Source organism: Deinococcus alpinitundrae (assembly GCF_009982895.1).
Lineage (GTDB): Bacteria > Deinococcota > Deinococci > Deinococcales > Deinococcaceae > Deinococcus > Deinococcus alpinitundrae.
The window spans coordinates 1-273 of the sequence record NZ_WXZL01000236.1 but is presented as its reverse complement, the minus strand read 5'-3'; the positions used below and the strand labels follow the sequence as shown (position 1 = coordinate 273).

Below are 273 nucleotides of genomic sequence, written 5' to 3'. Positions count from 1 at the left end.
GAAATCATCGCCTGCCCGGTCTGTAACGGCAAGCTGTATTACAGTCAGGATAAGCAAGAACTTATTTGCAAACTTGATAGCCTGGCGTTTCCGCTGCGCGACGGTATCCCGGTGCTGCTGGAGACAGAGGCGCGTCCGCTGGCGCTAGAAGAGAGTCACTCATGAGTTTCGTGGTCATTATTCCTGCGCGTTTCGCCTCCACGCGCCTGCCGGGAAAACCACTGCAGGACATTAATGGTAAGCCGATGATTGTCCATGTGCTGGAGCGCGCTC

General features: G+C 55.3%; 2 protein-coding genes. Both read left to right on the top strand.

Annotation, left to right across the window (positions count from 1 at the left end; translation table 11 throughout):
* Positions 1-3 precede the first annotated feature (3 nt).
* Positions 4-165: a Trm112 family protein gene (locus GUI70_RS25655; protein ID WP_289411598.1), complete on the top strand. Its 162-nt coding sequence runs from the start codon at positions 4-6 to the stop codon at positions 163-165.
* On the top strand, positions 162-273 hold a 112-nt coding region (locus GUI70_RS25650), incomplete at its 3' end, for a cytidylyltransferase domain-containing protein (RefSeq protein WP_438503514.1). The genes GUI70_RS25655 and GUI70_RS25650, both read left to right, overlap by 4 nt.